Annotated in this window: 25 protein-coding genes and 5 riboswitches; of the genes, 8 read left to right on the forward strand and 17 right to left on the reverse strand. The window is 42.3% G+C overall.

Going from position 1 to position 26358, the window contains the following annotated elements:
• The first annotated feature begins 7 nt into the window (after positions 1-7).
• A complete protein-coding gene (locus FZC88_RS19825; protein WP_148996156.1) occupies positions 8-376 on the forward strand; it encodes a histidine kinase in 369 nt (122 codons plus the stop codon).
• A gap of 114 nt (positions 377-490) precedes the next feature.
• Here FZC88_RS19825 and FZC88_RS19830 read toward each other — a convergent pair whose 3' ends face one another.
• Positions 491-655 (reverse strand): hypothetical protein, encoded by a 165-nt coding sequence (locus FZC88_RS19830; RefSeq protein WP_044340322.1) that lies wholly within the window; start codon positions 653-655, stop codon positions 491-493.
• Entirely contained in the window at positions 652-945 is a 294-nt protein-coding gene (locus FZC88_RS19835; RefSeq protein ID WP_113969827.1) for a YtzC family protein, read from the reverse strand. Before FZC88_RS19835 ends, FZC88_RS19830 begins: the two co-directional genes overlap by 4 nt.
• A 201-nt stretch (positions 946-1146) precedes the next feature.
• On the opposite strand from FZC88_RS19835, the gene mnmL reads away from it, so the two are divergent.
• The gene (mnmL, locus tag FZC88_RS19840) at positions 1147-2112 is read left to right on the forward strand and encodes a tRNA modification radical SAM protein MnmL/YtqA (RefSeq protein ID WP_148996157.1); all 966 of its coding nucleotides are present in this window, start codon (positions 1147-1149) and stop codon (positions 2110-2112) included.
• A complete protein-coding gene (gene mnmM, locus FZC88_RS19845; RefSeq protein WP_148971006.1) occupies positions 2109-2681 on the forward strand; it encodes a tRNA 5-(aminomethyl)-2-thiouridylate-methyltransferase MnmM in 573 nt (190 codons plus the stop codon). Before mnmL ends, mnmM begins: the two co-directional genes overlap by 4 nt.
• Before the next feature lie 166 nt (positions 2682-2847).
• On the opposite strand, the gene FZC88_RS19850 is transcribed toward mnmM, so the two are convergent.
• The 4 genes from FZC88_RS19850 to FZC88_RS19865 form a co-directional block, all read right to left on the reverse strand.
• Complete coding sequence (locus FZC88_RS19850; protein ID WP_148996158.1) at positions 2848-3852, reverse strand: LLM class flavin-dependent oxidoreductase; 1005 nt, start codon at positions 3850-3852, stop codon at positions 2848-2850.
• A 102-nt stretch (positions 3853-3954) separates the two neighbouring features.
• A complete protein-coding gene (locus tag FZC88_RS19855; RefSeq protein WP_432653503.1) occupies positions 3955-6342 on the reverse strand; it encodes an immune inhibitor A domain-containing protein in 2388 nt (795 codons plus the stop codon).
• Positions 6343-6685: 343 nt separating this feature from the next.
• Positions 6686-7759, reverse strand: a complete 1074-nt coding sequence (locus FZC88_RS19860; RefSeq protein ID WP_148996159.1) for a tetraprenyl-beta-curcumene synthase family protein — start codon at positions 7757-7759, stop codon at positions 6686-6688.
• Between the two features lie 14 nt (positions 7760-7773).
• A complete protein-coding gene (locus FZC88_RS19865) occupies positions 7774-8577 on the reverse strand; it encodes an alpha/beta hydrolase (RefSeq protein ID WP_148971009.1) in 804 nt (267 codons plus the stop codon).
• Between the two features lie 84 nt (positions 8578-8661).
• Here FZC88_RS19865 and FZC88_RS19870 point away from each other — a divergent pair, with 84 nt between their 5' ends.
• Entirely contained in the window at positions 8662-9177 is a 516-nt protein-coding gene (locus tag FZC88_RS19870) for a gamma carbonic anhydrase (protein ID WP_148971010.1), read from the forward strand.
• Positions 9178-9398: 221 nt separating this feature from the next.
• On the opposite strand, the gene metK is transcribed toward FZC88_RS19870, so the two are convergent.
• Positions 9399-10601 (reverse strand): methionine adenosyltransferase, encoded by a 1203-nt coding sequence (metK, locus tag FZC88_RS19875; protein ID WP_148996160.1) that lies wholly within the window; start codon positions 10599-10601, stop codon positions 9399-9401.
• A gap of 212 nt (positions 10602-10813) precedes the next feature.
• A riboswitch (SAM riboswitch) is annotated at positions 10814-10958 on the reverse strand.
• Between the two features lie 325 nt (positions 10959-11283).
• Here metK and pckA point away from each other — a divergent pair.
• Positions 11284-12873, forward strand: coding sequence for a phosphoenolpyruvate carboxykinase (ATP) (gene pckA / locus FZC88_RS19880; protein WP_148996161.1), 1590 nt, complete (start codon positions 11284-11286; stop codon positions 12871-12873).
• Between the two features lie 53 nt (positions 12874-12926).
• On the opposite strand, the gene FZC88_RS19885 is transcribed toward pckA, so the two are convergent.
• The gene (locus FZC88_RS19885) at positions 12927-13076 is read right to left on the reverse strand and encodes a lmo0937 family membrane protein (protein ID WP_113969836.1); all 150 of its coding nucleotides are present in this window, start codon (positions 13074-13076) and stop codon (positions 12927-12929) included.
• A gap of 236 nt (positions 13077-13312) precedes the next feature.
• Between FZC88_RS19885 and FZC88_RS19890 the strand changes: the two genes are divergently transcribed.
• Positions 13313-14101, forward strand: a complete 789-nt coding sequence (locus tag FZC88_RS19890) for a GNAT family N-acetyltransferase (protein ID WP_148996162.1) — start codon at positions 13313-13315, stop codon at positions 14099-14101.
• 42 nt (positions 14102-14143) lie between these two features.
• On the opposite strand, the gene FZC88_RS19895 is transcribed toward FZC88_RS19890, so the two are convergent.
• The 7 genes from FZC88_RS19895 to FZC88_RS19930 all read right to left on the reverse strand — a co-directional run bounded on the left by FZC88_RS19895 (position 14144) and on the right by FZC88_RS19930 (position 22683).
• On the reverse strand, positions 14144-14710 hold the full coding sequence (locus tag FZC88_RS19895) for a biotin transporter BioY (protein WP_397541049.1): 567 nt from the start codon (positions 14708-14710) through the stop codon (positions 14144-14146).
• Between the two features lie 88 nt (positions 14711-14798).
• Complete coding sequence (locus tag FZC88_RS19900; protein ID WP_148971015.1) at positions 14799-14981, reverse strand: hypothetical protein; 183 nt, start codon at positions 14979-14981, stop codon at positions 14799-14801.
• 109 nt (positions 14982-15090) lie between these two features.
• A complete protein-coding gene (metE, locus tag FZC88_RS19905; protein WP_148996163.1) occupies positions 15091-17391 on the reverse strand; it encodes a 5-methyltetrahydropteroyltriglutamate--homocysteine S-methyltransferase in 2301 nt (766 codons plus the stop codon).
• 153 nt (positions 17392-17544) lie between these two features.
• Positions 17545-17729, reverse strand: a riboswitch (cobalamin riboswitch).
• Between the two features lie 69 nt (positions 17730-17798).
• Positions 17799-17909: riboswitch (SAM riboswitch) on the reverse strand.
• Between the two features lie 274 nt (positions 17910-18183).
• Positions 18184-19941: a phosphomethylpyrimidine synthase ThiC gene (gene thiC, locus FZC88_RS19915; protein ID WP_262371986.1), complete on the reverse strand. Its 1758-nt coding sequence runs from the start codon at positions 19939-19941 to the stop codon at positions 18184-18186.
• Between the two features lie 148 nt (positions 19942-20089).
• Positions 20090-20206: riboswitch (TPP riboswitch) on the reverse strand.
• A gap of 81 nt (positions 20207-20287) precedes the next feature.
• Positions 20288-20980, reverse strand: coding sequence for a copper homeostasis protein CutC (locus FZC88_RS19920; RefSeq protein WP_148996166.1), 693 nt, complete (start codon positions 20978-20980; stop codon positions 20288-20290).
• Between the two features lie 222 nt (positions 20981-21202).
• Complete coding sequence (locus FZC88_RS19925) at positions 21203-22141, reverse strand: ABC transporter substrate-binding protein (RefSeq protein WP_148996167.1); 939 nt, start codon at positions 22139-22141, stop codon at positions 21203-21205.
• A gap of 20 nt (positions 22142-22161) precedes the next feature.
• Positions 22162-22683, reverse strand: coding sequence for a hypothetical protein (locus FZC88_RS19930; RefSeq protein WP_148996168.1), 522 nt, complete (start codon positions 22681-22683; stop codon positions 22162-22164).
• A 166-nt stretch (positions 22684-22849) separates the two neighbouring features.
• Positions 22850-23036: riboswitch (cobalamin riboswitch) on the reverse strand.
• A 132-nt stretch (positions 23037-23168) separates the two neighbouring features.
• Here FZC88_RS19930 and FZC88_RS19935 point away from each other — a divergent pair.
• Positions 23169-23501, forward strand: coding sequence for a DUF3053 domain-containing protein (locus FZC88_RS19935; RefSeq protein ID WP_148971022.1), 333 nt, complete (start codon positions 23169-23171; stop codon positions 23499-23501).
• Between the two features lie 39 nt (positions 23502-23540).
• On the opposite strand, the gene FZC88_RS19940 is transcribed toward FZC88_RS19935, so the two are convergent.
• Positions 23541-23783 (reverse strand): DUF2584 domain-containing protein, encoded by a 243-nt coding sequence (locus FZC88_RS19940; RefSeq protein ID WP_148971023.1) that lies wholly within the window; start codon positions 23781-23783, stop codon positions 23541-23543.
• Positions 23784-24305: 522 nt separating this feature from the next.
• Positions 24306-25088 (reverse strand): alpha/beta hydrolase family protein, encoded by a 783-nt coding sequence (locus tag FZC88_RS19945; protein ID WP_148996169.1) that lies wholly within the window; start codon positions 25086-25088, stop codon positions 24306-24308.
• A 218-nt stretch (positions 25089-25306) separates the two neighbouring features.
• Here FZC88_RS19945 and FZC88_RS19950 point away from each other — a divergent pair, with 218 nt between their 5' ends.
• Entirely contained in the window at positions 25307-26308 is a 1002-nt protein-coding gene (locus tag FZC88_RS19950) for an ABC transporter substrate-binding protein (protein WP_148996170.1), read from the forward strand.
• Positions 26309-26358 lie beyond the last annotated feature (50 nt).

Raw genomic sequence — 26358 nt, forward strand, 5'->3', positions numbered from 1 at the left:
ATATGAGATGCTAAGTGATAAACAAAAGCTATTATTTCAACACCTGAGAGAGATTAAAGACTATTGGGTGGATGTATCTGTCGAGAGTATATCTTCTCCAGATACTGATTTGATGTGGTCTGAATACGAAAATGAACATAAATTACTTCAAAAGAAGTTTACTAACGAAGAAGAAATTACTGCTTTTAGAAAGGTACAAGAAGAAACATTTCGTGGGCTAATCCATTCAATATTAGTAATGATTGATGGTGGTGACCATTTATGTGCGGAATTTACTATGGACTTAATTGACGAAGAAACAAAGGAATCATTAAAAGAGAATATTGAATTACACGATGAATTTTACGGATACCTATTAGATGTAGAAGAAGAATAAAGTGAGGAATTCCCCTCACTTTAATTCTTGCCCTAAAATCAACATTAAAGTTTAACATAGCTATATTTTAAAAAACCAGATGCACTTATTTATTGTGCACCTGGTTTCAGTCCATTATTTTCCGTTATGATGATCGGATTTAACAGGCTGTCCCTTTTTTTCGTAGCGCTTTTTCGCAGCTTTGACAGGATTGTTTTCAGCCCCGAATTCTGTATCTAGATTACGGAAATCACTGCGGGTCTTTTGTTCAGGGTTTTTTTTGTCAGAACGTGTGGTCAATGTAATTTACCTCCTACTACATTAGGGTCATGATCTAACAAAATCATCTCATTTTGTAATGCCTGAAGCTGAAGTCTCATGCGATGCAATTGTTCACGCTGTTGAGAGTTGGCACTATTGGCCAAATGAGCCACATCATTCACCGCTTCTTCAAGCTGCTGCATGGCTTGAGTGTACTCCACATCATGGTAATGCTCTTGCTGTGTCCCTGATTTATATTGTTCTTGAGCGTAACGAATGGCATCTTCACACTTTTGAATGCATTCATCAACCGAATTTCTTGTTGCCATTACGACTACCTCCTTGATGTTTGGACTAAAGAAGAGGAAGGTCCCATCCTTACTCTCCTCCATCTTAGTTTGAACCTGATTGCCCGTTTCAGAAGTGGTAATCTTCACCTATTTCTCTATGCAGGATACATTTGACCCCGTGTTCATGATAAAATCTTTTTGAGCGTCATACATACTGTTACACATATTGAAACGTAGGAGGTGTTTGTCATCGAGACAAACCCATTTCCATATGCCACAGATTTAAAACGATATCATACGTGGAATTACCATTTACGAAATCACTTTGGACATAAAGTCTTTAAGGTTGCTTTGGATGGCGGTTTTGATTGCCCGAACCGTGACGGCACGGTCGCCCATGGCGGCTGTACCTTTTGCAGTGCTTCAGGCTCTGGGGACTTTGCCGGGAGCAGGGTCGACTCCTTAGAAAAGCAATTCAATGACATTAAAGGAAGAATGCATAAGAAGTGGAAAGATGGTAAGTATATGGCGTATTTCCAAGCCTTCACAAACACTCACGCACCTGTGGATGTGCTAAGAGAGAAATATGAATCAGTTCTCGGGCAAGATGGTGTTGTAGGTATTTCCATCGCCACCCGCCCGGATTGTCTCCCTGACGATGTGGTCGAATACTTAGCTGAATTGAACGAAAGAACCTATTTATGGGTAGAACTGGGCCTGCAAACCGTTCATGAAAAAACTGCCGGATTGATTAATCGGGCCCACGATTATCAATACTATGTCGAAGGAGTCAATAAGTTAAGAAAACACGGTATACGTGTGTGTTCCCATATTATTAACGGACTTCCTCAAGAAGATGAAGAAATGATGATGGAAACAGCACGTGAAGTGGCCAAGCTTGACGTCCAGGGAATCAAAATCCACCTCTTGCATTTGCTGAAAGGAACTCCCATGGTCAAGCAATACGAAAAAGGACTGCTCGACTTCATGGATTTCGATCACTACGTAAAACTGGTTTGCGATCAGCTGGAAGTCATTCCACCTGAAATGATCGTTCACCGCATTACGGGGGACGGACCTATTGACCTGATGATCGGACCGATGTGGAGCGTGAACAAATGGAGTGTATTGAACGCAATTGACGATGAACTTAAACGCCGGGACAGCTGGCAGGGAAAATTTTATAAAGTGGATGTGAAAGCATGAAATTAGATCGAATCTTACCTTTTGCGAGAGAGCTTCTGGAACGGGCTGTCAAACCAGGAGACATTACAATAGACGCCACACTCGGGAATGGGCATGACACCTTATTCCTGGCTCGGTTAGTCGGAGAAAATGGCCGTGTATACGGTTTTGATATTCAAGAGGATGCCATAGAAAACACAAAAGAACAGCTCATCACCCATGATCTTGCTCACCGGGTGACACTCTTTCACCAAGGGCACGAGACAGTAATGAACGTCATTCCTCCATTGCATCACGGGAAAGTGACGGGGGCAGTATTTAATCTTGGATACTTACCGGGCGGTGATAAGGATATCGTTACCCGTCCGAAAACGACGATACTCGCCTTGAATCAAATTCTGGAAATGATGGCACCTGAAGGGATCCTCGTCCTTGTCATTTATCACGGACATCCTGAGGGTGCGGTAGAGAGGGATTACATCCTTCGGTATGTTGAAAGACTGGACCAAAACTATGTTCATGTCCTTAGATACCAATTCATGAACCAGCTGAATAATCCTCCATTTATTGTGGCATTGGAGAAGAGATAAACAGAAAAGCGGAAGGGCTTGCCTAAAGGCGACAAGCATAGGCCGGACTTGCCGAAAAGGCTGATTTTTGCCTTTTTGGAGAGTTCGGCTTATGACCTCGAGCCTCTAAGCCCTGCAGCTGGCCAATAAAAATAGGGACGGACCTTTTCGAGGTCCGTCCCTACTTTTATAACAACTCGCTTGCGATTAATTCGAATGATTTGAGTTTGTCCTGGAAATCATAGGTGATGCTGACGAGCATGATTTCATCTGTTTGGTACTGTTCACTGAGTGAAAGTAGTTGTTCTTTCACTTTTTTAGGATTTCCTACGACCATGCGTTTGCGATTTTCCCGCACTCTCATTTCTTCAAATGGAGTGTACTGATAAGCTGCCGCTTTTTCAGGACTTGGTGTCCCGTTTGAACGCATGCCCTGTTCAATCATCAAGATCGCCAAGTCTATGCTGGATGCGACTCTTTCTGCTTCTTCATCCGTTTCAGCACAGATGGCAAATACGGCTACGATGTTCTTCGGCTCCTTCAGGTATTCGGAAGGAACAAAGTTATTTCTGTAAGCCTGCGAATATTGAGGGCCGCCTTCCCCGTTAATAAACTGGGCAAAGGTATACGGTAATCCTTTTTGTGCCGCAAGCATCGCACTGGACGGACTTGAACCGAGCATCCATACTTCCGGCATCGTTTCAATCATCGGGGCTGCCGTTAATCCTTGATAGGGATGAGTATCCGGTAATGAATCGGTTAAATACCCCAGCAGGTCATCGATTTGTTCAGGATAACGATTGACGTCCCTCGGCTTCCCGTCGTGCAGGGCCATCGTTGCCATTGGCATTCCGCCAGGTGCCCTCCCCAAACCTAAGTCAATCCGATTCGGATTCAACCCTTCAAGCAATCGGAAATTCTCCGCTACTTTGTATGAAGAGTAATGAGGAAGCATAACCCCTCCGGAACCGACACGAATTCTTGATGTATTCTGTGCCAGGTGAGCGATCAAGACCTCCGGTGAGGAACCCGCAAGTCCCGTGGAATCATGATGCTCGGATACCCAAAAACGTTCGAATCCCAACTTCTCCACATGCTGTGCTAATTGTACTGTATGATGTAAAGCCTCTTGTGGGCTCATTCCTTCTGAAATGGGTGACTGATCTAATACACTGAGCTTCAAAATGGACATCTCCTTTAATTGATGTGAGTATTATTATCAATTCAGAAATAAAAAATGTCCAATAACATGCTTAAAGGGTGACTGCCGGGAAGGCAGTCACCCTTTACTTACTTATTTTTTGTAGATTAACACTTTACCGACTGTACCGTCAGCACTTTCTCCAATTACACGGAATTTCAATCCATAGTTCGGTACATTACGTCCGGCGTCTACCATACCTTTGTTGCTGTAATCCGCACTGTCGTCAAATAATGGGTTACGTTTGGTGTGGTTGTCTTTCATCGTGATACCAGTAATATCAGAGTAATCCAAGAACATTTTCTCGGATTTATTCAAGCTGAATGCAGCATCGTGGACCTGGTAACGAGTCGATCCAGCTGTACCATCGCTCCAATAGTTTGTCTTTTGGTCTGCGTCGACAACACCGACGAATCCATCTCCAGGATGAGCTCCTGTCCAGTTTTCACTGAATTGTTTGTCAACGTACCATACTACCAGACCACCATCATATTTCATTATGCTTGCACCACGGCGGATGTTGGCAAGACCTTCATCGACACCGTTGTGGCTGCGCCATTCCAGTAGGTAGTAGTGGTCCGAGCGTTTGATACCGTCGTCTTTCGTGAAGCCGTCTAAATTGAATTTAGCGTCGCCTTCAGCGTCATCAAACAATACTTCTTGTCCATCCACTACTACAGAAAGATCATCTGCATATAAGCCTGGATTTGAAACGGCAGCATCTGTTACATACTCGATTGCTACTTCAACTTCTTGTCCAGCATAAGCTGAAAGGTCGAATGAAGCGTTTATCCAGCCGTTAGAAGAACCAGTGATTCCATTTCCAAGATTAGAGTCGTTAGGATTAGTATCGGTAGTAATATCACTTGCCACCGGTTCACCGTTCACTGTTACATATGCATAATCCCAATCTGTTTCAATGTCATACCAAGCTTTGAAATTGAACTCAGCAGATGTAGCATTCGTTAAATCTACAGTAGTAGTTAAATAATTGTGTAAGTCATCAGCACTTCCTGAGAAGTACTCATATTCACCGCTCGCCGGCTCATTGATGACTGTTTCTTTTTGAGGAAGGTTGACTTTCACTACGTCGTTGTTTGTACCTTTTGTGTTTGCTTCGTCAAGAAGAACCTCTTCTCCTTTTCTATCAACATCACCAATGCTCACTTCCGTACCCGTTAACCAATTACCTTCAGTACCTTCATTATCCACCACTGCAGATGACTGAAGCATTTCCTTCATATAAGGACTGAATCCAGTAGGCTGAGTCCCCGGAATATCCCCGGCCCAGCTTCCACTTGCCATGATGGACCAGTAGCTTACCGGCTCTCCTGTTCCTGTGTACTGGGTATCGTACTCATCTGGAAGACCTAAATCATGACCGAATTCATGGGCCATGACCCCGACAGCACCATCTTCAGGTTCGATAGTGTAGTCGTAAGCATACATTGTTCCTTCTCCCCAATAATCCACTTCAGGTGCCGGAGAACCTTCGATTGGGAAAATACCACCTAAATTCCAACGATGAGACCAGATTGCGTCTGACCCTAACGATCCGCCGCCTGCTTCTTCACCCACACCAGAGTGAATAACCATTAAGTGATCAACAAGTCCGTCCGGTTCAAGATAATCTCCATCACCATCTAGATCATATCGATCCCATTTGTCATAGTCAGCAAGGTTTACATCAGGATCTGCAGCTGCTGCTGCTAAAGCTTCTTTTACAAGACCTCGAGCATCAACATCACTTCCGTCAGGCTGTGGATCATTTCCACCATATGCTGCTGCAGGCTTACTCGCTGTATACCACCCTGCAACTTCACCTTCTACAGAATAGCTTCCACCTGACTGTTGTTCATAATATTGTTTCATGGAAACATAGTTTTTACCGTCTGGGCCTGTCCAACCCCCTGTACCAAACAACATATCTTGATAATGCTCACGGGAATAAGCATCATCACCTTCGTAATACATATCAGTTTCATCAGCTGTCATAGAATTATGTGGCTTATCGGGATAATCCACTAATAGAACTAATACTTCATCCGTTCTTTTCTCTCCATTATATGCTTCTTCTTCCACAGAAGCCGGTGCATTCTTCTTAGCTTTTCCAAGCTTATTTCCCTTACCTGAAGTCAAGCTGTTATTCTTCATTTCTTTTTGAAGCTTAGTCTTCACTTCTGCTTCTTCACCTTCTAGTTCGCCTTCTTCCGCTTCTTTTTCAGCAGATTCCGCTTTCGATTTCAGGAACTTTTGCAATGCTTTTTCCGCTTCAGCGGTTGTCGCATTTTGCTTGATCTTGCCTTCTTCCTTCAGCATTTCAATCAGGCGTTCGTCATTCGCAATGCCTAAATCAAAAGGCCCTCCATGTTTATGATCATGTTTCACTGCCGGCTTCGCTAACACATTTTCAGGCACTGTGGTTGCAGCTGATGCAGGTACAGCAAATGCTCCTACACTTAATGCCGCAACCATGGCCATCGATAATACTTTACGAGATTTCAAACAGTATTCCCCCTCTTTTTATGTACTAAATTTTTACACTAATTAAAATATACTCCATTATTCTGAAAAGTAAATCTTTTCAGAATACATTAGTTATTTAGTATTACGAAATAATGGATTTTTAGATAAATAGTATTATATTTCGATAAGAATCAGATGGGTATTTTGTCGCAATATGAAAGAAATCAACGAATATTATTTGTATAAATATGGTATTAAAGGTCGAATTTAGTATTTAATCATACGACTTAAGTTTGATGAAAGAGACAAAAAGAGGGACGGACCTTCGACACTGGTGTCGAAGGTCCGTCCCTCTTTTTTAGGATGTTTTTCTACGATTTCTCCATTTTCGGTAGATTTTTCCGTTGATGTAGAAGAATCTCGTGATCCAGCCGGCTTGTGCGATGAATTGTTTGGAGAAGGATTGTACTTTTTCTTGTTTATTTGCCTTGTCGTCTGACAGGTAAACGCCGATGAGTCCTTTGTTGATCAGGCGGTGAAAATGGGCATGGGGCAGTTCATGGGTGTGTTCGTCTGCTTTTTGCAGGAAATGTAACAGCCGTTCCTTTAAATGCTCATCATCCTCGTAATAGAAGCAGAAGTTCAAGTCTCCCCCCTCCTGGTCCTCATCCTGGTCGATGAAGTAATCAAGAAGAATATGTAAGCCCTGAATGTATGGAAAATATCCACGTTTGATTTTTTCTGTGTGAGACGGCTGAAAATCGCTCCGGCATGCGTATGACACTAAACAGAAGATACCGAGTGTAGATCCGGAGCAGGCGGAAAACTCGTACCAATTCATTTCCGGAAGGTTCGAACGGTGAGTTTCAAACCAATTCTGCAGCCTTCCTACCCTTTCTTCTTTTTTTACATGTTTATGTATCTGCAAGTCGCAGTAGTATTCACAAAGTTGTATAAGATCCTTTTTGATGCTGTCATAGTGATGTAATGCTTCAAGAACCGACTGACAGGTAAGCACTAAATCCCTCAGATACCCCCCGTCATCCTGATCGGCCCTTAAAGCATAGTAATTGACAGGCACAGCGCCCACCGTCAGGGCGTCTTTCATGGATTGATGAAGAAGGGCAAAATCGTCGGGATCCAGGGAAACGCTTCGATCACACAGATTATCCAAATAATCGCTTATCGTTTGATAGGCGACGATGAATCGAATCGTTTCTTCTTTCTTGTCCAGTGCCAGCAGGGAAAGGATCGATCCACCTTCACAGTGAAACGTTTTATGTTCGATACTGGCAAGGGCCTGACTTCTTAATTCCTGATTGGGGATCGATTCAGCCCGCCTTTTCCACTCATCTAATTCTTTATGAACAATCGGAAAAACATTTCGGTATACTCTTGTCATTAACGAAAAGGGATCACTTGGTATGGACACCTTTACCACCTCTTTTACAAAATGTATCCTAGCGCTTTCAAACGACTTTCAATGAAAATTTTGGAGTACTCAAAGATATCTTCTCTTTCTGGTTCATTATAGATTTCATGATAGCATTTCGGCCATTCTTTGTAATGCATTTCAGATAAAGACAGTTCGTTGAACCACTTTTTCACTGCTTTTTTATCGACGATTTTGTCGTCACCAGCCTGCAGCACGAGCAGAGGGACGTCAGGCATTTTTTCCAGGTTTACAAAAGCCAGTTTTATCGCTTGGGCGAGCTCCCTGTACCAGCGGACAGACACCTTGGTGATATAGAGTGAATCGTTGCTATCAATTTCACGTACATCTGCATTTCTCGTTGCCATATCGATCGTTAATCCTGATGGGAATTTCACCATGGGAGCGATCTTATTTAAACCGTGGGACAAGAGCTCGATCGGTTTTGACGGGGTCGTGACCAAGCCTAAACAAGGTGAGGACAATATCACCCCTGCCAGGTTCACATGGGATTCCTGAAGCATACGGACCGCAACAAGCCCACCCATACTATGACCAATCAGAAATACAGGCAATTCAAATTGGTACGCCGCCTGTACCCAATCTTTCACTTCTACTATATATTCATCGAACGAATCGATATGTCCTCTTTTACTTCTTGAAGTCATCCCCTGACCCGGTAAATCCCCCATGATGACATGGAAACCTGCTGCACGCCACATTTCAATGAGCCACCCGTACCGACCATGATGCTCCATTGCTCCATGAACGATGACGATGACTGCCTTTGCTTCTTGATCTGTTTCCCATTTCCACATGGCAATTCCTCCTTAATAGTTCTCTATGTGAATGAATTCTGCTACCATTATTATAGTAAATATTCTTGAAAGGGGTAGTAAAAAATGCTCTATCCATATTATGATAAAAAACCAATCATCGCTCACTCGGCATACATTGCCGATTATGTCACCATCTCCGGGGATGTGGAGATCGGTGAAGAGTCCAGCATCTGGTTTAACACCGTCATCAGAGGGGACGTCGCTCCAACGAAAATCGGTAATAAAGTAAATATACAGGATAATTCCATTCTTCATCAGAGTCCAAATAACCCTCTTATTCTTGAAGATGAAGTAACCGTAGGCCATGGAGTGATTCTACATAGCTGCAAAATCCGAAAGAAAGCATTGATCGGCATGGGGTCGATCATTCTCGATAATGCTGAAATTGGAGAAGGAGCATTTATTGGGGCAGGAAGCCTTGTTCCACAAGGGAAAGTCATTCCTCCCAACACGCTGGCATTCGGTCGGCCAGCAAAAGTGGTGAGAGAGTTAAATGAACATGATATTAGCGAAATGAAGCGAATTTCGAAAGAATACGCAGAAAAAGGACAATATTATAAAGGCATCAAACCATTTTAATATCCTATACTTGGGATACCCCAACCTTCCTGAGAATACACATGGAATATTTTCTTGCAGGCTGGTCCCCGTTTCGGATTCAACTGCCATTTTCAAAATATATCTGCCATAATCTCGATATACCTGCCATTCGGCACAACAAACTTCCCCACCATCGTACCATATCGTAAAAAAAGACCAACACCCTGATAAGTGTTGGTCTCTTCTATCTCTATCTTTCATTATTCGCTTAACGCTTCCGCTTTTAATGCTTCCGCTTTATTTGTACGCTCCCAAGGTAGATCAATATCGTTACGGCCAAAGTGTCCGTAAGCAGCTGTCTGCTTGTAGATCGGACGACGAAGGTCCAGCATTTTGATGATTCCTGCAGGACGCAGATCAAAGTTATTGCGAACAACGTCAATTAGCACGTCTTCTGATACTTTACCTGTTCCAAATGTATCAATTGAAATGGATACCGGTTGAGCAACACCGATTGCATACGCTAATTGAACTTCACATTTTTCAGCAAGTCCTGCTGCCACAATGTTCTTCGCTACATAACGTGCTGCATAGGCTGCAGAACGGTCCACTTTCGTTGCATCCTTACCAGAGAATGCACCGCCACCGTGACGAGCGTATCCGCCGTATGTGTCAACGATGATTTTACGTCCTGTTAACCCTGCATCACCTTGTGGTCCGCCGATAACGAAACGACCAGTCGGGTTGATGAAGTATTTTGTTTGCTCATCGATCAGTTCTTTCGGTACGACAGGATCGATGACATATTCTTTTAGGTTACGTTGGATTTGCTCAAGCGTCACTTCAGGATGATGCTGAGTTGAGATAACGATCGTGTCAATACGAACCGGCTTATCGTTTTCATCATATTCAACGGTTACTTGAGTTTTTCCGTCAGGACGTAAGTAAGGAAGGATCTCTTCTTTACGAACTTCAGTCAGACGACGGGAAATTTTGTGGGCAAGGGAAATCGGAAGAGGCATAAGCTCTTTCGTTTCATTACAAGCGAATCCAAACATTAACCCCTGGTCACCTGCACCGATTGCATCGATTTCTTCATCCGTCATTTGACCTTCACGAGCTTCAAGTGCCTGATCTACACCTTGAGCGATATCAGCAGATTGCTCATCGATGGATGTTAATACAGCACATGTCTCGGCATCAAAGCCATATTTCGCACGAGTATAGCCAATTTCACGGATCGTTTCACGAACGATTTTGGGAATATCGACATACGTACTCGTTGTAATTTCACCCGCAACAAGAACAAGACCCGTCGTAACAGACGTTTCACATGCTACACGAGCATTCGGATCATTTGTAAGAATTGCATCAAGAATTGAATCAGAGATTTGGTCACAAATTTTATCTGGATGTCCTTCGGTTACGGACTCAGATGTAAACAGACGACGTTTAGTTGACATCAAGGTTCCTCCTTAAGCATAATTGTTAGACTTTGATCTAACAAAACATTAAACAGATACGGTACTCATTCCCTAAGTAGTATGAAGTAAACATGGTTTTTTTATAAAAAAATCATGCATTATGTGCATTTGATCCACTATAAACAGAAAAAACCCTTCCTCATGATTAAAGCATTAGAGGAAAGGTTTCAGATCATAGCCGCGCCTTTTCTCTCTTATCGTTCAAGGTTCTTGGACCTTGCCTCAGTTTAGCACCTTCGCTTAATCGGATCGTTTCAAAAGAATAAGATCCATTAACTATTTAGCAGGTTGCTGGGTTTCATAGGGTCTGCTCCCTCCACCAGCTCAGGATAAGAGTATCCGTTCAAGGAACTATGATAACGTTTCGTACAAATGGTGTCAACTTTTTTTCCAATGACATGTTTAACCATTCAAGCTTGGCCTTTTCATGATTCAAACCTATCTTGGCCTCTTAAAATAACCTAATTAGGCAATGAGGCTAAACATTATGATTTTTTCTTCATATATATAAGAAGGTACAAGCTATTTTCGGACAAAAAATGTGACAATATGAAGACACATTATAAAATTAAATAAATAGTATAGACTAATGGTTCAATTGTGTTATACTATTTTTGTGAAGCAAACGAGATCATTAAATTTATATAAAGGAAGGGTTCTAATGAATTCAGTGAGCATGTCTAATGAATTAACAGAATTACTTAACGGTCAAAACATTCAGGAACAATTATCTGTTTCCCAACTAGTTGAAAAAGTCCTTCAACGAAATGAAGGCGCTTTAACATCATCAGGTGCAGTCAGAGCAGAAACTGGTAAATACACAGGACGCTCTCCTAAGGATAAATTCATTGTAGAAGAACCATCCACGAAGGATAAGATTGAGTGGGGTTCTGTCAATCAACCAATCTCTTCAGAATCATTCGATAAACTATATACAAAAGTATTAGATTACTTAAAAGAAAAAGAAGAAGTATTTTCTTTCAAAGGGTTCGCAGGTGCTGACCCAAAACATAGACTACCGATTCAAGTGATCAACGAATTCGCTTGGCATAATCTTTTCGCTCACCAATTATTCATTCGCCCTACAGAAGAAGAGCTAAAAGGTCATCAATCAGAATTCACCGTCGTTTCTGCCCCGAGCTTCAAGGCAGATCCTGCAGAAGATGGAACTCACTCTGAAACATTTATCATTGTATCATTTGAAAGAAGAATTGTCCTAATAGGTGGGACTGAGTATGCAGGTGAAATGAAGAAATCGATCTTCTCTGTCATGAACTACGTACTTCCAGAATCCGATATCCTTTCCATGCATTGTTCTTCAAATGTCGGACGTGAAGGAGATGTGGCATTGTTCTTCGGTTTATCCGGTACAGGCAAAACGACATTGTCCGCAGATCCGAACCGTCGTTTAATCGGCGATGATGAGCACGGATGGTCTCCTAACGGTGTATTCAATATCGAAGGCGGCTGCTACGCTAAGTGTATCGGTCTGACACGTGAAAAGGAGCCACAAATCTTTGATGCGATCCGTTTCGGTTCTGTCCTTGAAAACGTGGTTCTAGATGACAATTCCCGCATCGCTGATTATGAGGATAACACGTTAACAGAAAATACTCGTGCTGCGTACCCTCTTCAAGCGATGGATAACATCGTTGAACCAAGTGTTGCAGGACATCCAAATACCATTGTATTCTTAACCGCTGATGCATTCGGGGTATTACCTCCGATCAGCAAGCTGACGAAAGAACAAGCAATGTATCACTTCTTGAGCGGATATACATCGAAGCTTGCAGGTACTGAGCGCGGGATCACTTCACCGCAAGCCACATTCTCGACATGCTTTGGTTCACCATTCCTGCCACTCCCGGCCACTCGTTATGCTGAGATGCTTGGGAAGAAAATCGATGAGCACAATGCACAAGTATTCTTAGTGAACACTGGTTGGACCGGTGGAGAATACGGTGTTGGTAACCGCATGAAGTTATCTTACACCCGTGCTATGGTTCAAGCAGCTCTTGAAGGGGAACTGACTCACGTTGAAACAGAAACGGACGACATCTTTGGTCTGAACATCCCTGTTCACGTTCCTGGTGTTCCAGACGAAGTGCTGCAACCAAAAAGAACATGGTCCAACGAAGCAGCATATGAAGTGAAAGCAAAAGAACTTGCCCACAAATTCAACGAGAACTTCAAGAAATTCTCAAACGTACCATCTGAAATCGAACTTAAAGGCGGCCCAGCCGTAAAATAATCTATATAACAAAGGTCCGTCCCTCTATTTTGAGGGACGGACCTTTGTTATGATTATAATCCTTTTTTCCGCCCGGTGATTCTGTTAAATAAAAAGACAACAATGGCAATAACAAGTAAAACATGGATGATGGCTCCTCCGATTTTAAAAATCAATCCGAGTAACCAAAGGACTAAAAGAATTCCAATAATGGTCCAAAGCATGAGTTTCCCTCCTAGTAACTGTGATTGATGCTAAGATTCCCTATTTTAATGAATTTAAAACCACGCATGGTATTTCATAAGAAAAGTGTAGCTATTCATAACTTTTCTTAGTCCAACTGAATTTATTCAATTTACATCATTTGTATCGTCTATTAATCAAATTCCCCTAAAAATAACTCTTTACTAAATATTTCTAATTTTGGTATGATAATGATTATTTACAGGGGGGAACCAAGATGATCAGACAGCTTACAGAACAGGATCATGATATTTGCCAGCAACTCATTCATAAGCAGCCGGCTGAGAATTTGTTTATTATCGGGGACATCGAAGCCTTCGGATATGAACAGGAATTCCAGAAAATCTGGGGCGACTTTGACGCGGAAGGGAATTTGAGGGGAATCCTCCTTAAGTACAGAGAAAACTTCATCCCTTTTTCCATGGGGGAATTTGATGCGGAAGGGTTTGCCGCAATCATTAATAAGACTGAAGACTACAGTATCGTTTCTGGATTAAAAAGGATCGTGACGCAGGTTGAACCCTTTTTATCCAGAGAAATTAAATCAATAAGACATATGCACTATGCGAAATGTGACAACACGGAATCAATGGATCGACAAGACCTGCCTCATGTACAACAGGCTACCCTCACTGATCTACCTAAACTTGTGGACCTATTGAACAGCATCCCTGAATTTAGTGGTGGCGATTTTTCTGTAGAAGAAAGAAAACATAGCATGGAGGCCGGTGTTTCGAGAAGCTATTATGTAGAAGAAGACGGTAAATTTGTTTCTTCTGCTTCCACAACCGCCGAAAACAGTATGTCTGCGATGATTGTCGCTGTCTGCACACATCCTGAGTATAAGAAAAACGGGTATGCGACCGAATGCATGACGAAGCTATGTCGTGACGTACTGGAAGAAGGGAAAGAGTTATGCCTATTCTATGATAATCCTGAAGCAGGAAAAATTTATAAGCGAATCGGATTCAAGGATATTGGGTATTGGTCTTTGTATAAATTTTAGTCATAAAAAAGTTGACTCCAACAAGGAGTCAACTTTTTTTCATTATGCTGCTGCTTTCCGATTCCCGATCAACCTCGCCTGAACCAGTCGTTGTCTTACAGTGATTCCAATCCAGCTGGCCAGGAATGCTTTGATAAGTCCAACAACGATAAATGGATATACTCCAGCTGCCATTGCCTGATTCCAGCTAAGGTCGGCTACGAATTTCAGTTGAATGGTACCCAGGATCAACGTAATAATCATTCCTACTGTATTGGCAATCATCGCCATCGGTATGGTGAATTTTGTTTTTTCAAGAATGAATCCAGTAAAGAAAGCCGCTACGATAAAGCCGAAAATATAGCCTCCCGTAGGACCGACCAGTACCTGTGCCCCTCCACTGAAGCCTGCAAATACAGGAACACCGACTGCTCCCAGGGCTGCATAGCATACCATGGCAAACGCACCATATCGGCTTCCAAGAATCGTCGCTGTAATTCCTACTGCTAATGTTTGCCCGCTGATTGGAACGAGTGGCAGTGGAATCTCGATTTGAGCGAAAATCCCCGTAATCGCAGCAAAGATGGCACAGTGAATGATCACCCTTAGTTTTTCTCCGTTCACTTTCAAATCCCCCTTGTGTATGTAAACTATGTATAACATTAAGTTAACACAATTCAAAGGATTTTGGGAAGCTTATTTTTTCTCCCTCTAAATTTTAACTTGGAGCATAGACATTGCATATCTTTTCTTCCGCCTGCCATGCTAAAGCGGTTTTTAATGAAATCCTCCCTTGTGGGAACTCATCGATCCCCTTATCACTCACCAAATACAGGATAGTGCGATTTGGCTGATGTTCATTAAATACTTGAATGATTCTTCCTATGGCTATGTATGGCATTTTCTTTTTATCTCCTTATGGGCAGGACGCAACTCTTTTCAACTGCGCCCTGCGTTTTGAAAAGGTGGATCAAAGGAGCGTTATCATCGGCACTCGATCATATTGTCAATTATCCTTCCTTTTTCATGAGCATCTCTTCACGCACTTGTTCCGCCGCTTCCACCATGGTTTTAAGAGCTGATACCGTCTCATCGATCCCACGTGTTTTCAAACCACAATCCGGGTTGACCCAGAATAAATCGGGATCCAGCACTTCAATGGCCCGGTGTATATTACGGATTAATTCTTCACGCTTCGGCACCCGGGGACTGTGAATGTCATATACCCCCAGACCAATCCCTTTGTCATACGTATTGTCTTCAAAAACATGGATTAATTCCCCATGACTTCTTGAGGTTTCAATCGAGATGACATCAGCATCCAGATCATTGATGGCATCTATAATATCTTCAAAATCCGAATAGCACATATGTGTATGGACCTGGGTCTGGTTCTGTACTGATGAAGTGGCCAATTTGAAAGCGTAAACGGCAGCGTTGAGATATTCCTCCCAATTTTCACTCTTTAAAGGCAGTCCTTCCCTAAGTGCCGGCTCGTCAACTTGTATCATGCGAATCCCATTGGCTTCTAATTCCTCTATCTCTTTTTGAAGAGACAGCGCGATTTGATTAGCTACTTCATAACGTGATACATCATTCCGAACAAATGACCAGTTTAGAATCGTGATCGGGCCCGTTAACATCCCCTTAACCGGTTTATCCGTTAAGGATTGAGCGTATACGGTTTCTCTAACGGTCATGGGTTCTTTAAATTTCACATCCCCATATATGAGTGGTGGCTTCACACATCTGGAACCGTATGATTGTACCCAGCCATACTTCGTAAATTGAAAACCTTCTAATTTTTCACCAAAGAATTCAACCATATCCGTCCGCTCGAATTCACCATGTACAAACACATCAAGGCCGATTTGTTCCTGAATTTCAATCCAACGTCTGATTTCTGCCTGAATATATTGCTGATACTCCCCATCAGAAAGATCTCCCTTCCTCCATTTCAGCCTTTGCCTTCTCACTTCCTGGGTTTGAGGAAAACTGCCGATTGTAGTGGTAGGTAGAAAAGGTAATGAAAAGTACTTGGCCTGTTCCTGTTTACGAATATGGAAAGGATCTTTTCTCCCGACATTGTTGGGATGCAATTCTTCAACCTCTTCCTGCACCTTCCTATTATTACGCAGCGTTGATTCGTTTAAATTCCTTATCGCCGTTTCACTTTCAGAGATATCATCTTCTATTGTCTCGGCTCCCTCACGAATCCCCTTTGTTAAAATAGTGATTTCATGTAATTTCTCATCAGCAAATGATAGAGCGTCAATGAGAGGTGTATTAATTGTTTCTTCATTCTGCACGGTTACAGGTACATGTAGTAAACTGCATGATGGTTGTATGATCAAGCGATCACCCGGAACATCCCCTGCAATGGACGATAGAAGCGATTGGGTATCAGCAAGATTACTTCTCCAAATATTCCTCCCATCAAGAATGCCGGCAGCCAGGAATTTATCCTTAGGAAAACCAAATTTTTTCAGCGCCGCCAAATTCTCACCACGATCATGCACAAAATCTATCCCTATGCCGTCTACCGGGAGTGCTAACACCCGCTGGTACCTTTCCAAACTATCATAATAGGTTTGAAGAATGATCTTTAGCCCGGGGCAGGATTCTTTAAGCGTTTGATAGACTTCTTTGAATTGATCCATCTCTTCATCCCCGATGGATGTGCATAAGATCGGTTCATCCATTTGTACCCACTCTACCCCCTCTTCCTCTAATTCACGCAGTACTTCAGCATAAAGAGGTACAAATTGAGCAACAAGAGTTTTATAATCACCGGTTTCATACCCTTTAGACAATTTCACAAAAGTGAAAGGACCTAAGATAACCGGTTTCCCTTCTATACCCAGTTTTTCTTTTGCCTCTCTAAAAAAATGCAGGGGACGATTTTCCACTAACTGAGGTATGTTCCCATCAAGTTCAGGCACGAGATAGTGATAGTTGGTGTTAAACCATTTTGTCATTTCTAATGCCACCGCGTCCTTCGATCCTCTGGCCATTTCAAAATACGTTTCAAGAGAGACCTTACCCCCACGATAATGAAACCTCTCGGGAACCAAGCCGAACATGACGGCTGTATCAAGCACATGATCATATAAGCTGAAATCTCCAACCGGAACTAAATCAATCCCTTGATCTAATTGCTTCTTCAAATGGTTGACTCGTATTTCTTCCATTTGCTCTAAGAAGGAATCCTTTTCAATCTTCCCTGCCCAAAACTGTTCCAGCGTCTTTTTCCATTCACGCTTTTCACCGATCCTTGGATAACCTAAATTGGAACTGATCACCTTACTCATTCATTCCTCACTCCTTATACTTGATATGATTGTCATCAACAAAAAAATCTCTCTTTCAAATGAAAGAGAGATTCATACGTATCACTAACTAGAGTTGAGACCAATTTGTATTCTCAACACGTATTCCTCACCCCTCTCTATATCCACGTAGAGCATAAGCGCATACAACAGGCAGGTCTCCTGACTTAGGTTCACAGCTCCTTATCCCTTCCCATTTCAACAGAAATAGTGGTTGAATGATAAGTCGCTCCCCATCACAGTGGCGGGACCGTGCCGGATTTTCACCGGTCTTCCCTTTTAGCTGAGCATGACTCAGCACCTATTGCATTTGTTTATTTAATTTTTCTTTCATAAAAACGAAAAGCCCTCTCTTGCGATAGAGAGGGCTTCATGTTTATTAGAATCCTCTCTTATTTTCCAAAGCCATTTGCTTTGCAGGAATTAGCACCTATTCAACACATCGGTTGAATGGTTGCCGGGTTTCACAGGGCCAGTCCCTCCACCTCTCTCAATAAGAGTCACACATATATATTCATTTACTATTCCGAAATTTGTAATAATCGTAGCACGGTCCATACAAGCTGTCAAAAGAAATTTAATCTATAACTTACACGTTTCTAATAATAGGTACTTTCTACATAATGACATATGATACAAGATCTTGTTACATGCGTTTCATAGAAGACATGCCTGCAGTTTTCCTGGATGCTCTTCACTTCTTTTTCGAGTTGGATAACCCTCTGATTGAGCTTTATGATATCATTCTTCAATTTGAGTACATGACAAAGAGGCTCATCGATAGATGTTTGATCCATTTTCCACAAACTCCTTCGATTTTTCTTTCAATCCTTTTTCTATTTCCTTATGAGCGTCATCAATGCTATTCTCCTTCATTTCCCTTATATCATGTGATATTCTCATTGAACAAAATTTCGGTCCACACATTGAACAAAAATGGGCCGTTTTTGCCCCTTCTGCAGGAAGTGTTTCATCATGATACTCCCTTGCACGTTCCGGGTCCAGGGATAAATTAAATTGGTCATTCCATCTAAATTCAAATCGAGCCTTAGAAACGGCATTATCCCTTACTTGTGCCCCTGGATGCCCTTTCGCCAAATCCGCTGCGTGTGCAGCGATTTTATATGCAATGACACCCTCTCTCACATCATCTTTATTCGGTAATCCCAGATGCTCTTTCGGTGTTACATAGCACAACATGGCTGTTCCAAACCAACCGATCATGGCAGCCCCTATGGCGGAAGTAATGTGATCATACCCCGGGGCAATATCTGTCGTTAATGGGCCCAAGGTATAAAAAGGAGCTTCATGACAGATTTCCATTTGCTTATCCACATTCTCTTTAATCATATGCATCGGTACATGACCAGGGCCTTCAATCATCACCTGTACATCATGCTTCCAAGCAATTTTGGTTAGCTCGCCTAAAGTTTCAAGCTCGGCAAACTGTGCTTCATCATTCGCATCAGCAATTGATCCGGGCCTTAAACCATCTCCTAAGGAAACGGAGATATCATAGGCTTTTAAAATCTTACATATATCTTCAAAATGTGAATAAAGAAAGTTCTCTTTATGATGGGCAAGACACCATTGTGCCATGATTGAACCTCCACGGGAAACAATGCCTGTTGTACGATCAGCCGTCAGGTGAATATACCTCAATAATACACCTGCATGAATGGTGAAATAGTCAACACCCTGCTCCGCCTGTTCGATCAATGTATCCCTGTACACACCCCATGTAAGATTCTCAGCAATCCCGTTAACCTTTTCAAGTGCTTGATATATCGGTACCGTACCAACAGGGACAGGGGAGTTTCGAATGACCCACTCCCTTGTTGTATGAATGTTTTTACCTGTTGATAAGTCCATTATGGCATCGGCACCCCAACGAGTTGCCCACGTCATTTTCTCCACTTCTTCTTCAACGGAAGATGATACGGCAGAGTTTCCGATATTCGCGTTTATTTTCACATGAAAGTGACGACCGATGATCATTGGTTCACATTCAGGATGATTGATATTGGCAGGAATGATGGCCCTGCCATTTGCTACCTCTTCTACTACAAATGAAGGATCAACATTTTCCCGGATAGCGATGAACTCCATTTCCGGTGTGATAATTCCTTTTTTCGCATAATGCATTTGAGTCACATTACGACCCATTTTTGCCCGCATTGGGTTACGTTTAATAGCAGGGAACGCCTCTACGTTTGCACGAGGATCGTCTCCTTTATAGCCGTTATCTTCCGGCTCGATTTCACGTCCCGGGTAAGCCGCGACATCTTGACGTTCCAAGATCCACTCTGTGCGAACAGAAGGTAACCCTTTATTAATATCGACTTGGTAACGCTCATCTGTATAAGGTCCGCTTGTATCGTATACACGAACCGGTTCATTCTCTTCCACGCCAAAATTAACATTCGTCCTACTCAGTTCTATTTCTCTCATCGGTACATGTATGTCTGGCCTTGACCCTCCGACATATACTTTTTTACTGTTTTTAAATTGCGTCTTTAACTCGATTGCCACTAAACTTCTCCTCCTTTTGATTGGATCTTAGAAGTTACTGCGTCAGGCTTCCCATTGTTCTACAAAAGGACATGAAGACACAAAAAAGGGTCCTGAATAATCAGAACCCGAAATGTCAAAAAGTAGTAAGCGCCTTAAAACACAAATAAACGCTTCCGTACTACTTCCCTACGCTGGTATCATCCAGATCAGGTTCAAAGGGTCAAAGAACTTATGCGTTCTCCTCTCAGTCCAAGCAATGTATCGGACTCCCCTAGTAGAAATATTGATAGTATTCTATTGTATTACATACTATTTTTACCATGATTCATTCTTTTTTCCAATAGTAGTATAGTAACAAATCAAATTAGGACATAATCACACGTTTGATTTCCATTACCTTTTCAGAGTCTATCCCTAAGTCATAGCACCCATTATGTCGGACACCTGATCCTACATGATATTCTCTTGCTTTTAGCTTGCTGTGTATTTCGCCTATATTTTCCACAGTTAAACCCGAACCCGGCATGATAATGGGACCTCCCATTTGCTCTATTTCCCTCATTTCACCAATCGTATCCAGTCCCTTACTCACTTCAGATTTTCCTCCTGATGTGAGAATTCGATCAACGTTTAAGCCTGAATGGAATATTCCTTTACATAAGGCTACTGGATCATGAGACAGGTCGATAGCGCGGTGAAAAGTAATCGATTGACCCTTCGCATTTTGTACGATCTCCTTTAAAGCGTGGGAATCAAGCTTACCTTCATGTGATAATGCGCCAAAAACGATACCCTGGCCTCCCATTTCAACTATAGTTCTAATTTGTTCGGCCATGGTTTGCAATTCATCAGACTGATACGAGAAAGATTTACTATGTAAACGGATCATAATCTGAACAGGAATCGACACAGTCCTTAATACTTTTTCTATCACATGTAAATCAGGAGTTAATCCTCCCTCATGTATGGCAGACACCAATTCAAGACGATCTGCTCCGGATGCTTCTGCAACTTTGGCATCCTCCTCATTCAAGACTATGACTTCCAGTTTGCTCATGTTGAATTCTCCTAACGTGATTATGTTAGGTTAACTTTAACACAATGTTGAAGATTGTTGAACTTGTGATGATAAGGATTTCCCCGCAAAAATATGTTGCTATTTAGAAAGAAGACAGTACTAATATGTTTGCTTTACAAAACCTACAAAAAGTAACAATCTATCAGAAAAAGACAATGATTCCTCTTGCAAATCATTGTCTTCCCCATCTCACATTCAATCTTATTCAGAAAACAATTCCGGATACACCGTTTTGGCTGTAAGCTCAACGGCTTCTCCAATACGTGGGCCCGGTCTTGACATAATGTCTGAATCCAAGAAATAGACCTGGCCATTTTTCACTGCTTTTACATCTTTCCAGCTTTCCCGTGACTTGATTTCAGCTGTCGGCTCGTCGACATACCCCACTGTCGTCAAAATCATATTAGGATTACGTTTAATGATTTCTTCTTCTCCTACTTTCACCCAGCCTTTTTGATCTACAAAGATATTCTCGACCCCGGCCGTTTCCAGTATTTCCTGCTGAAATGTTTCTGCTCCAGCTGTATAGATATCAGGAGATGGACTGATTTCAAAATATACTTGTTCTTTTTCCTTTAGCGTGCTTACTTTATCTTTCACATCCGAAATCTGTTGCTTGATGCCGTCTACCAATTCGTTCCCCTTCTTCTCTACTCCCATTACCGTTGCAATTTGTTCAATATCCCCATAAACATCTTCAAAGGTTTGGGCAGATTGAATGACGAATACGTTTAATCCCGCCTCTTCAAGCTGCTTCACTCCGGCATCGTCTCCAGTGGTATAAGCAATGACAACTTCCGGCTTTAGTGCAATGACCTCTTCAGCATTGACCGTCATGGAATCCGACACTCTTTTAATCTCCTTCGCTTCTTCAGGATAGTTGTCGTATTCAGTTGCCCCGATTACCTTATCTCCGGCTCCTATGGCAAAGAGAATCTCTGTGTTACTCGGCTGTAAGGAAATAACGGTTTCCGGCACTTTCTCAAAGCTAATTTCTTCTCCCCTGTCATCGGTCACAGAATAAGACTCCTTTTCAGGCTTGACTTCCTTTGTGGATGTTACTTCTTCCCCATTGCTGCACCCTGCGAAAACAACCAGGATGATTGATAATAGTAAACTATTTAACCATGATTTTTTCATATTTCATCTTCCCCGCTTTTCTATATTTTGTCGCTATACGATTTACTCACAAAAGGAATTTCTTCAATCCCTTCACATTTATTCACATACACAGCCATCACAAACAGGACATTTGCCAGTAAATGAGCGTATTTAAATAAAATATTTTCCACTTTCATCTCAGTACTGACTTTATGTAAGGCACGGACGGACTTTTTCGCTTCACTGCGACAGGTATGAAGCGTACATGCGGCTGTACAGCCTTGCGGAAGGACAAAGGTTTGGATACGATCCTCGACTTCCGACACATAACGATCATACATTTGGCTCAATTTATTCAAGTCCTCTTCCATGATGGCCGTCATTCCCCTCACCGAGCCATTGAGATGGTACGCCATCTCAGCTAAATATAATAAATCGTCGTGCACTTTTGGTAAGTGTTCCGTCATTGATGACGCGAGTCCGATTTTAGTCGACAGTGAATCGGTCCGGATCTCAAAATCTACAGTTGAAACAGACTCTCGCATATAGGGATAACATAAGTAGCGGAAATCCTTTGCCATATGTAAGTTCCTCCTTTCTGAATGATGTTTGTGAAACACCTATCGTATCTTCCGGGAGGGTACATAAACACAAAAAAACCACCCAAGAATATTGGCCGGCAGTTGTCATCCATATGAAAATAGAGATGCTAAAAAGCCGCACCATACCCTTAACTTCCGAAGAGCATAATACGATGGAAAAAAGGCAGGTATCCTGGCTCGTGCGTCAGCCTACTCTAAGAACCTTCCCATCTGAATGATCAAATAGTGGTGTTCTTCTTATTTCGTCAGCACTTACAGTTGCGGAAACAGCTTCGGATTCACACCGAATTCCCTTTATGCTAAAGATCAGCACCTAATTTCTGCGTGGGTTTATTCACTTAAGGAACATTATACCACTATATCCATTTCAAAGTTGATGTAGTTTTGAATAAAAAAAACAAACATGTTGACGTACAAGCTTGAATATCTTTTGAGTATGTAAAGAAATGATAAGGAGGAAAAACATGAAGCGATTGGTTGTTTTGATATTATGCGTATTCTTATTAAGTGCATGCGGCGACAAAGAACCTGCATCCTATGAATTATGTGGATACGGAGATATGATGGTGGTGAACAAGAAGGAATATGTGAAGGTCTCTGAGGAGAAGAAGCTGGTCCTGGATGAAAAGCTCGGGGCTATTAAAGAAAAGATTGATAGTGAATATCACCCTGTTAATGACTTCACGGCAAATACACTGAAAAAAGGAACACCCATCTATAGCGTGAAGGATCACAGCAACTACCTGATCGCCCAGACAGAGGATAATCGCTATATTTTATATGAGGAAATACAATAGTAGGAGGGCTGTAAGCGAATGTTTACAGCCCTCCTTTATTTAGTTCGTGGAATTCAAGGAAATCAACCGATAAAGAATCGTCGTTTTCTCATCTGTCCACTCCATCTTTTCGATTCTTCCATAACCACTGGGATCACTATGTTTCGTTTTTCTGACATCTATCGGAATATGCATAGGATAAAGACGATATCCACCTTTTTGGAGCTCGAACAGATTCTCTTCTTTCCTTACTTCTTTTCCTTTTGTCACAATCATCGTGTTTAATTCCAAGCCCATGCCCATTTCGCTTGACCTCAATCCTTTTTTTATTTGCCCTATTTTAACATAAGAACTGCCTAGGCTCTGTCAATTAGTATGTGCTGGATGGTGAGGGGAACTGCTTCGCTTGCAGCTAGCGTTCGGCCGAGCCTCCTCAGCTTAGCCGAACGGGGTCTCGGCACGCCCGTACTTCCGCAGTCTACGCAGTTCCCCTCACCATCTTCAAGAGATTTTTCGTGACAGAGCTACAAAGCGTAAAACAATCTAATTAGAAAACAGAATTCTTCTATAAATCATTTACCTCCACCTTAAAGGGGTTGTTTACTAAAAGTTTTTGTTTTTTTCAAAGAAACATGCTTAGAAAGTTGATTGGAGCGGAAGGGAGCTCGACTCCTGCGGGAATAGCTGGACAGGTGAGACCGAGGAGGCTCACCGCCAGCCCCGCGGAAAGTGAGCATCCTGGAGCGGAAATCAACTATTACTTTCTTCATTATGATAGCTACAAGCTTTGATCATAAAAGAGCCTTTTATTTAATACACCACTGTCTATTGATTTTTCATCCATGTGCATAGCATGGAGACGATTTGTTGATTCTTTCGTGGTGGAAAATAATGCGTAAACTCTTTGAAGTATCGGGACGAAACAGATTTCTCCAACTCTTTCAGTCTTTTTTCTAATCTATATGCATGCTCAACTGAAACGTTCTGATCCTTTTCACCGTGAATGATCAATACGGGAGCTTCAAGGTTTTCTAATTCGTACAGTGGGGTACGCCATTCGTATCGTTCCGGTACTTTATTGGGACTTCCCCCTATGACTCGTTTCATCATTCTCCTGAGATCCTTACGTTCTTCATATGTTAAGAACATATCCGATACGCCTCCCCATGTAACAACGGATGTGACGTCCCTCTGCTCAATGCCTGTCATTAGCGCCATGACCCCACCACGGGAAAAGCCAAACACATGGATCCGGTTAGGGACCACTCTGTGATAATGTTTAAGCAATTCAACACCCGAAATGGCGTCTTCACGATCATCCCCCGCAAAATCTTCATTTCCCTCTCCTCCAAGATTACCTCGGTAATAGGGAGCAAAAACAATGAATCCGTGAGAAGCAAATTGAGCGATTCTCGCCGGCCGAACCATGCCGACACCTTTGATCCCGCCTCTCAAATAAAGGAACCCATCATACTTCCCTGTCCCGGCAGGTTCAGCCAATAACCCCTTTACCCGTAAACCAGAGGATAAATAGGTGATTTCATATAGTTCAACACGAGGATTAGGTGAAGGAAACAATGTTTTCTTCACGATCGTTCCGTTTTTCATATTCTCTTCCTTTCAAACCGTGCATTGGGTATTCACACATTTTTTGTACTCTACATAGGATATTTTAGCAAATCTCATCATCAAGAGAAGATACAAGACGCTGCCTTTATGACCATCCTACCCTTTTAATATGGAAAGATAAACAAGGCAAAGAGAGATGCACTCATCCCCATTCTATCGATAAACGAGTTTCACAAAGCTTAAAGGAGGAATATTGAATGAAAAAATGGCTTCGAAGCGGCTTTGCCGTGTTGCTCATAAGCATGTTGACAATCGGGTTGACAGCATGTGGAGAAAAAGAAGATGTCGTACAGAAAGTTCGGGTAGCAGAAGTGACCCGCTCGATTTTCTATGCTCCTGAATATGTCGCAATCGAAAAAGGATTCTTCAAAGAAGAGGGGCTCGACATTGAACTGACCACTACCTGGGGTGGAGATAAGACAATGACCACCTTGCTATCCGGCGGTGCTGATATCGCCCTGGTCGGTTCAGAAACCTCCATCTACGTCCATGCACAAGGTTCGGATGATCCGGTCATTAACTTTGCTCAATTAACCCAGACCGATGGAACATTTCTTGTTTCCCGTGAAAAAGTAGAGAACTTTGAATGGGATCAGCTAAAGGGCACCACCTTCCTTGGTCAGCGTAAAGGCGGTATGCCGCAAATGGTTGGGGAATTTGTCCTGAAGCAGAATGGCATCGACCCGCAAAGCGATTTAAACCTGATCCAAAACATTGATTTCGCGAATATCGCGAGTGCTTTTGCATCCGGTACAGGAGATTACGTTCAGCTATTCGAACCAACGGCATCCATTTTTGAACAGGAAGGAAAAGGGCATATCGTGGCTTCTTTTGGAACAGAATCCGGTCACGTTCCCTATACAACGTTCATGTCCAAAGACAGCTACATGAAAGAAAACAAAGAAACCGTAGAGAAATTTACGAAAGCTCTGTACAAAGCTCAAGCATGGGTGGAGGAAAACAGTGCAGCAGACATTGCGAAAGTGATCGAGCCCTATTTTGAAGACACAGAGCTTTCATTAATTGAAACGGTTGTTGATCGCTACAAATCACAAGGGTCCTTCGCCACAGATCCAATCCTTGACGAAGAAGAGTGGAACAATCTCCAAAACATCATGGATGAAGCAGGGGAGCTTCCACAGTCCGTTGATCATGAAACGTTAGTGAACACGTCGATCGCTGAAAAAGCAGCAAAGTAGAACGATCCGGGGCTGACTTCACATGTCAGCCCTTCACTTATAGAAAAAAA

Source organism: Rossellomorea aquimaris, assembly GCF_008180865.1.
GTDB lineage: Bacteria > Bacillota > Bacilli > Bacillales > Bacillaceae_B > Rossellomorea > Rossellomorea yichunensis.